The sequence below is a fragment of the Liberiplasma polymorphum genome (genome assembly GCF_043951795.1).
Taxonomy (GTDB): domain Bacteria; phylum Bacillota_I; class Bacilli_A; order Izemoplasmatales; family Izemoplasmataceae; genus Liberiplasma; species Liberiplasma polymorphum.
Map to the genome: position 1 here is coordinate 53,179 of NZ_JBIOAG010000008.1, position 8,466 is coordinate 61,644.

Consider the following 8,466-nt stretch of genomic DNA (forward strand, 5'->3'; position numbering starts at 1 on the left):
CACCTCAATCTAATCCGAATTCTTGACGTTTTCTTGCAAGTTCAGCATTGATTCTTCTTGTATAATCAAACAATGCTTCTCTTGGATTAACGCCATTATTGATGACATCACGATAAGCATTATCGATATAACGCCCTGTGATATAGCTACCTGGAACCACCGGAATCCCTGCAGTTTTTTCAGCTTGAGCTGATAAAACACGGTAATTTTTCGTTGGCCATGGGAGTTGTGAAAGTGCTTCTTTATTTGCGGTAGGATAGCGGGCTGCCGCACCTAATATGCCTTCCATTTCACGCGCAAATCTAACTTGTGTATCCGTTGATGTCCACCACTTCATGTATTCCCATGAAGCATCTTTTTTATCTGAGTGTTCTAACATGACAACAGCATTTGATATGCCTGTAGAAGTATTATCAATTGAACCATCTTCTAATCTAGTACCTGGTAATTCCATAAAGTCCCATTGCCCACTAATCTCAGGCGCAAAGACGCTTAATACATTATAATCAGTGTAATAAGAAATCCCAATTGGCATTTCTCCTGAGCGGAACCTGTTGACGAAGTTAGCTTGTACGGTGAAACTATAGTCTGCATAAAAGTTCGCAAACTGTACAAATGCTTCTGTACCTGCTTCATCTAATAAAGCAATTTCTTTTCCGTCATCGGTGTATAAATTCCCGCCGCGTTGTTTAACCATTGCGTAATAAAGTGGGTTCAAGGCAGTTGGGGTTTGTGGTAAGAAAAAGTCTAAGCTATAACGTTGTAATATTGGCACGATTTCAATAACTTCATCCCATGTGGTTGGTGGGGTGAGTCCTAATTCTTCTAAAATATCAGTACGATAAAATAAGACTAAAAATATAAACTGTTCTGGTAATCCGTAAACACCACCTCTATATTCATAAGGGGTAAGTGCACTTGGGAAGAAACGTTCGCTTACTTCTTCATAATCTGGAAACTGCGTTAAATCGTATAACGCATTACGCATCGCAAAGTTCACTGGTAAATCTTGCGCAACCGTCATTGCAACATCAGGGCCATTACCTGCAAGTGTTGCAGGCAGTAATACATCTGCATTGACGACTTTTAATTCAACCGTAATATTACTATTTGGTGTAAAGGTTTCATCGATGAGCTGTCTTAATACATTCGCTTGGTCGCGTCCTGCACTAAGCCATACTTCAATACGCTCATCCCCTTCAACATTGCTTTCTCTTAATACAGAATAATCTGTAAAAAACGATGCCATAAAAATCATCACTTCATGCCAAATTTTTTCAAAGAAATTGGCTTTGGCTCTTGGTAAGGTGTAGGCATCATCATGGAAAACCATATAATCAATCGTTAAAGGTTGTTGGGTGGCAGTTAATACCCAAGTTCCAAGGGCAGAAATGTTTTCTCTATACTCATTTAAACGGTTTTGAATTTGTCTAGGACTTCTTATAAAGTCATCTAATTGATTAATAGTAGTTTCTAAGGAAGCAATGCGATCACTTCTAGTGCCTGATACATTAATGACTTCTTCCATAACATTTTCTAAACGCACTTTCGCTTCTTCTAAACGCAGTTTTAAATCAGGGATTCTGCGTTCTAATAAGTAATCGCGATAAGGGTCAGGTGAGACTGAAGTGAACATAATTATTTCACGGTATAAAAGATTTAACTCGTTAATGACAGCTTGAACTTCATCAATTAAATCACCGTATTTTCCAACAGCTGAGGCTAGTTTAATTTCATTAACCCCTGCTTCTAAATAAAAATAATAGGCTTCTTCATCATTTCCTAAAGTAATATTTTGCCAGTCACGGTTATAAGCAAACTCAAGTTGAGAGGCTTCAAAAAATGGGATTTCTCCGTTTATATATAAAGCTCTTGTAGTAATAGAACCTCTTGAAAAGTTTTGAAGTGCTTTAAGAGAAATATGATATAGACCAGCTTCTTCAACTTCTACTTCCCAAACAATAAAGTCCCCTGGTACACGCCAATTAAACCCACCGATCGCATTTAAACGAATTAATGAACGGTGATAAGGTACAGTACGCATACTAGAACGATCATTTATTGGGTACAATGTTGGAGAACTTTTAAGTGATGCATCTTCTCCTTGTAAGGTAATCGCGTTTTGATTAATTGCTTCATACCCTTCTTGATTGTAGTAAGCTTTAGTTTCACTATAACTTTTTATTGGATCTGCTTGTAATAACGTGATACTGCTTATTAACATCGGTTCTCTTATGGCTTCAAATGCTAAGGTATTAACACCTTCATTAAAAGCAATAAAAAACGGTGTAATATGTTTTCCTCTAGAATCTCTTATGTACTCACTTTCCCATCTTGGCGCTTCAATTTGAGAAGGTTTTATATCGTTTTCTTTATCTAGACGTGTGTCAGTTACATTAAACGTATCTTTCCAAAATCTAAAAAAAGTAACCGAGTTCAAATCAGAAAACGGGACTTCTCCATTAACAAAAATGGTACGTTCAATAGGTGAACTTTTCCCTTCAATTGGGTAGTATTCAATTAGCACATTGTAAAATCCAGCCTCAGGTACATTAAAAGTCCATTCAACCTTGCCTTCTTCAGGAAGATACAACCCAGTAACAGATTCTTTAACTAAGGTTTTTGCAAATTCATCAATCATGTTTGATTGTTGATACGTAAAAATATCGAGTGCTATGACTCGATTCGGATAGTTTTGCTGATTATCCATTAAATATTTTTCGTAATCGCTTTTCATTTGTAAACTTTGATCTGGAGTTACGTGAGAACTTTCTCCATAAACCTTATAAGGGTCTTGATTTAAACTAACTGCTAATGCAAAAAAAAGTAACATTATCAGTAAAAAATTATAGCGTCTTATTCGCAACATATTATTCACCTCGAAAATAAATTCCTGTGTTCAGTGACCGTCAATTATTATTATAGTTTTTTTAGGATGTATAGTCAAGTTAATTCAAAATAAAACACGGGCTCTATCCCGTGTTTTATTTTAGTGTATTTAAGAACTATTCAGGAATATAATCTTGTATTTTTATACGGTCTTTTCCCTTAAGTAATCGAATATATTTATCTTCAATAATGACACAAAAAGTAAGTAGTAATATACTAATAAAGCCAAAAACAAAGATTGGTTGTACCAAAAGGCTTAGGAGGACTAACCCGATAAAAAACCCTAGGCTTGCTAATGATCTAAATAGATACGCAAATGACATTAAAAATGCGTATTTAATCATTGGAAGTGTCCTTAATTCATGGAAAAATATATAGACAGGAATAATATGAATTATAGTCAATAAATAGGCAATTCCAATGAGCAAAGTCATGACGAGTCCAATGAAGTGTAGCATCGATAAAAATTCTAAATTATTGTAATAAAAAATCAAGTTACTTGTAATGATAAATCCCATTAATAATATGACTAAAAATAACTTCTGACTTTTTATATATTCTCTTTTAATGATTATGAGAAAAGTTCTAATAAATTTAAAGTCTCTTTCATCTTTTCTATGTAGGATAAATAAATAAACTGCAATCGTTGCTGGAAATAATGTAAAAACGACAAATCCTACAAAGGATGTGAGTAACCATAAAATATTTAAAATAATTAAGAAATATAAGAGTTCAAAAAAGGAATAAAACTTACTATTAGTGTAACGATCAAAAAATGACATTTTACCACCTAAGCTTTCCTTTTCATTATAATGAAATGTGTTAAAACAAGCAAGCCTAAAAGGCTGAATGTCAACACGGTAAAAAAGATAATTGGTCTTGAGTGATTAACTGGATCTACTGCTGGTTCGTCTACTGGGTCTATAGGGTGTGTTGGCTCATCATCAATTATTTCTTCTCTTTCAACAATTAAGACTGCATTGGTCACTTTACGCATGGTGCCGTCTGAGGGTTGATTCACTAAAGTTAACGTGTCATTTATTCTTAAAATAAACGTAGACGAGCCACCACCATCAAGTTCAAGCGCAAGTGTTGCGCCTAAATCAGCCGCGAGTTGCGCTTGTTGGGGGACGGTTATCCCGACTGAATGTTGCGTATTTCTGCCATCAATAACAGTGATAAAGAAATGCCCATTTTCTAGTAATCCAATGGTTGTTCTAGGTGCCCAGTATTGCCCGCTGCTTGATGTTTTTAGTTCATAAGGCATAACGATACCATTTTCTACTAAGATATTATTACCCCCAATTACCCACTGCATTCCATAAAAATCGTTAATGGGTTGATTGAGTACTTGGATAAATAAATCGGGCTCAAGCACATCATAAAATGCTTCGTTTTTATCAGTATCTCCTGCCATCCCGTTTATTGCAATACCAAAATATCCTTCTGGGACTGTAATGACTTCGGTTTGGAAAAGCGGTTGACCTTCTTCAAATACCATATGCCCCTCTAAAGGTAAGGCATATTGATTTTCAATGGTTTCACTTGTTGCTTTAATTAAGTATTTACTCGTTTCTACAGTATTCATCACTTGGCCAGGACGAAAGACAGAAATTTCACCTTTATAAGGGATTTGTCCGTCATGTTTATTAACTTTAAATGATGTATCACTAACTAGAATCGCCGCTTCTGCTTGCATTCTACCAATAACGGCTTCAGATAAATTATTAAATCCGAAACTCACTTTATCTAACCTATGGCCTTGGTGCCATACGTGATTATTTTTTACATAAGAATCGATTGGTTGATGATTCCAAAAGAAATCACCATTGACTGCGGCATAAACTTTTCTTCCTGTTTTTTCTTCAAAATCTTGAGCAATTTCTAAGACAGTCCCTGATGCATATTCTCCGTATGCAGGGTAAACATCATGAAGGACTAGTTCATAGTTTAATGATAACGGATTAATGGTTGCATGAAAGATTTTTTGAAGATTACCATTGGTTGCTGTAACGTCAAAATAGTGATACATAAAATCTTCATCTTCATAAATCGTTTCATGATGATTTATGGTACCAAGTTGAAATGAGTACGTATAATCTGTAGCTAAAACGGTTGTACCTTGTAGTAATAACAAACATAATATTAATAGTTTTTTCATAAGTCACCTAAGTATAAAAGAGAGACCCGTTAAGATCTCTCTAATTTATTATTCAGTAGCTTCTTCTAAGTTAAGTGTAAAGATGATCGTTTTGTCTAATCCGCCTGCGTTGTATTCAGCACCCCATAAAGTACCTTCTGTGTTCCATAAGTTTACAACACCGAATGTTCTAACTGGGTTTCCTGTAAATCCTGTATTAGGGAATATAACTAAGTATCCACCTTCAGGAATTTCATCTAAAATGCCAATTAACTGATTATTGTTTACCCATGCATGTTCAGTAACAACTGCTTCGTCACCATCTGAAATTTCTCCGCCGGTTACATGACGTAAATGGATAACATTGCCATCTGCATCAATAACTGCTAAGAATGAGAATTGAATGATTAATAATTTACCTTCTGGGTTGGCTTCATCAATTGTAGCTAAACGGTAAATTTCTAATTCTTGAGCTAAGAAGTCTTTTGTTAATACATGGACTGCATTAACTTGTGAACGTGCCATTTGATCTCTGAATAATGAATAGTTGTAAACACCATCGTAAGTATTTTCACCAACAGCAACTTCACCTGCAAGTTCATTTACTGTAACGCCAGGGAATGACCAAGTTAAACGTTTTGATAATGGGTCAATAGTCGGTTCTGCGTGTAAGTTAACTTCTTCATGATATAACCATTTAACGCCTGTATGTCTAGCGCCACCTGCAGCGTTATTAGGACTATTTGGGAATACGACGATGAATCCATCTTCTGGAACGATATCAAGTAAGCCAGCCATTTGAGTATTGTTGTCCCATCCAAGATCTGTTGTTCTTCCTGGGAATGGATATTCCGCAGTGATTTCTCTATTTACAACATGGCGATAAGCAATAATATTACCATATTTGTCTGTGATTGCGATAGCTGAGAAACGAATATGGAAGTCTTGACCCATTTCAGTTTCATACGCTTCTTTTTGTTCGATTAAGAAATCTTTTGTTAATACATATGCTACATCTGGGTGTGCATTGTATTCTTTAGCAAATTTAGTATAGTTAAAGATTGTAGGGAAAGCATTACCTTCGAATAAGACTGTTCCTTCAATTTCATCAGGTTCTACTACTGGTGCAACTACTTGAACAGTTCTATGTGCTACATCTTTATTACCATCTGAATCCGTTACACTATAACGAACATAGTATACGATTTCGTTGTCTGTATTCATTTCATTTTCTTCTACTTCAATTGCGACAGTTTCACCATCAACTGTAGTATAGTAATAAATTGATTCAACAACAATTACAAGTGTATCATCTTGTTCATCGATAGCTGTAACACCATCATTAATGTTAAACATTGTATCTCCAACTTCTAATCTTACTGCGATTGGATCTAAGATTAGTGTTGGTGCTGTGTTTGCTGCATCAAATTGTAAATGAACTGGGATTTGGTTTAAGATAACTTCTTTTCCTAAACGTTCTTCAGCTGGTTCACCTGGAATCATAAAGAATCTTCCACCGAATTCTCTTGGAGAACCTTCATCATTGTTTGCAGTGTTAGGGAATACTAATACATATCCACCTTCAGGCACTGGAACGTTCGCTAGCATACCTAAGTTTGTACACCATTGATTGTTTGCACCAGTAGCTGTTCCACTACACCAGTCAGTTCCTGTTTTAGAACCTTCTGGATTGGTTTCGTTAGTATAAAAATCTCTTGATTGAACAATATTAAACTCTGCATCGAGTACTACTACAACTGACCAACGCGCTAATGTACGGTGCGATTGATTTTCGATTAACCAGTGGTAATATTCAGCTTCTAATACAGTAATTGCATCTGTAGGGAATACATTTGCATGTACGCTGTCTCTAAATTTTAATTGTGGGTTGAATGCCATTGGATAGTATTCACCATCAATTGATATCGTTGGACGCGCTTCATTAACTGTGATAGTTCTGGTTCCAGTAGTTACATTACCAGCTGCATCAGATACAGTATAAGTAATGATGTATTCTCCTGGGACTAAAGTATCAAAGTCTCCTGCATCAAATTCAATACTTGATGTAATTGGACCATCGATATTATCTAATGCAGTTACACCTGTCATTAGATCGTAAGTTACACCATATTCTAATTCAACCGTTGTTGGATTGATGGTTAAAATTGGTGCGATCGTGTCTACAATCGGATCTGGATCTGGATCTGGGTCTGGATCTGGATCTGGTGTAGTTGTATTATTACATGCTGCTAAAACAAAAATAAGTGCGAAAAATAAAAATAAACTAAAAAATTTCTTCATGAGTATATCTCCTTAATTTGTATTGTCTAAACAACTAACTATTTTTATTATAAGCGTTTTCATTTGTATAGTCAACTTAATTTTTTATAAAAAAGAAAACGTTAAATAACGCTTTCTAATTCTTAAGTTGTATAGCTTCTAAAAATGTTTTTGTGATGAGTTGTGGCCTTGTAATTGCAGAACCAATCACGATTGAATGTGGATTTAACTTCTTGATTTTAGTTGCATGTTCAGGGAGTGTTATTCTTCCTTCAGCCACAACGGGGATGGATAAGTTCTGTACAAGTTTTTCTATCAAATCATAGTCTGGTTCTTTAATTTGAGGAGAGTATGGCGTATAGCCTGAAAGCGTTGTAGAGACACAATCAAATCCTACTTTTTCAGCTTCAATAGCCTCTTCGTAAGTTGAAATGTCCGCCATGGCTAATACGCCATTGTTATGAACCAATTCTACTAAGTCTTTTATACTGTCACCGTTAGGTCTATTTCTTTTAGTTGCGTCAATTGCAATCATTTCGCATTTCGCATCAAGTAGTTCTAAAACTTCTTCTTTAGTCGGTGTTATGAAGACATCGCAATTTTCAAAATCACGTTTAATTAAACCAATAACAGGTAAATCTACTTCTTTTTTTATTGCAATAATATCAGCTACTGAATTGGCTCTGATTCCAACAGCACCACCGATTTTAGCGGCTAAAGCCATTTTTGCCATGATTAGCGGGTTGTGTAGTGGTTCATTGGGTAAGGCTTGGCAAGAGACGACTAATCCGTTTTTAATACGATCTAACATAAGATTCCTCCTGAGCTATAATGTACGTTGTCACATAATTTCATACACATTATAAGTGATTTTTTTATGATTGTCTATACATTTGTAAACTTTTATAGCATTTCAGTTTTTCTTGTGCAACTTGTATATATTTGTAACTATAGTATAAATAGTTATTTTATACATGTGTATTAAAAATAAGATGTGAAATGAGAAGCCACTGAAAAAGTCTATGAGAAATCATAGGCTCAGACTGTTGATAAAGTCCCCTGAGTTATGAGGGACTTTTCAATGGGCAATAACCGTAGTATACTAAATTGTGAAACATCTCATCTACACTTCGAGTGTGGACTGATGAGATGTTTCA

5 protein-coding genes are annotated in these 8,466 nt (G+C 35.3%); all 5 read right to left on the bottom strand.

Going from position 1 to position 8,466, the window contains the following annotated elements:
• Positions 1 to 4: 4 nt before the first annotated feature.
• Entirely contained in the window at positions 5 to 2,869 is a 2,865-nt protein-coding gene (locus tag ACHAJD_RS03100) for an extracellular solute-binding protein (RefSeq protein WP_435584399.1), read from the bottom strand.
• A gap of 136 nt (positions 2,870 to 3,005) precedes the next feature.
• A complete protein-coding gene (locus ACHAJD_RS03105) occupies positions 3,006 to 3,671 on the bottom strand; it encodes a DUF624 domain-containing protein (protein WP_435584400.1) in 666 nt (221 codons plus the stop codon).
• A gap of 8 nt (positions 3,672 to 3,679) precedes the next feature.
• Positions 3,680 to 5,050, bottom strand: a complete 1,371-nt coding sequence (locus ACHAJD_RS03110; RefSeq protein ID WP_435584401.1) for a phosphodiester glycosidase family protein — start codon at positions 5,048 to 5,050, stop codon at positions 3,680 to 3,682.
• 48 nt (positions 5,051 to 5,098) lie between these two features.
• Positions 5,099 to 7,330 (bottom strand): immunoglobulin-like domain-containing protein, encoded by a 2,232-nt coding sequence (locus ACHAJD_RS03115; RefSeq protein WP_435584402.1) that lies wholly within the window; start codon positions 7,328 to 7,330, stop codon positions 5,099 to 5,101.
• A gap of 115 nt (positions 7,331 to 7,445) precedes the next feature.
• Positions 7,446 to 8,120, bottom strand: a complete 675-nt coding sequence (locus ACHAJD_RS03120) for an N-acetylmannosamine-6-phosphate 2-epimerase (protein ID WP_435584403.1) — start codon at positions 8,118 to 8,120, stop codon at positions 7,446 to 7,448.
• Positions 8,121 to 8,466 lie beyond the last annotated feature (346 nt).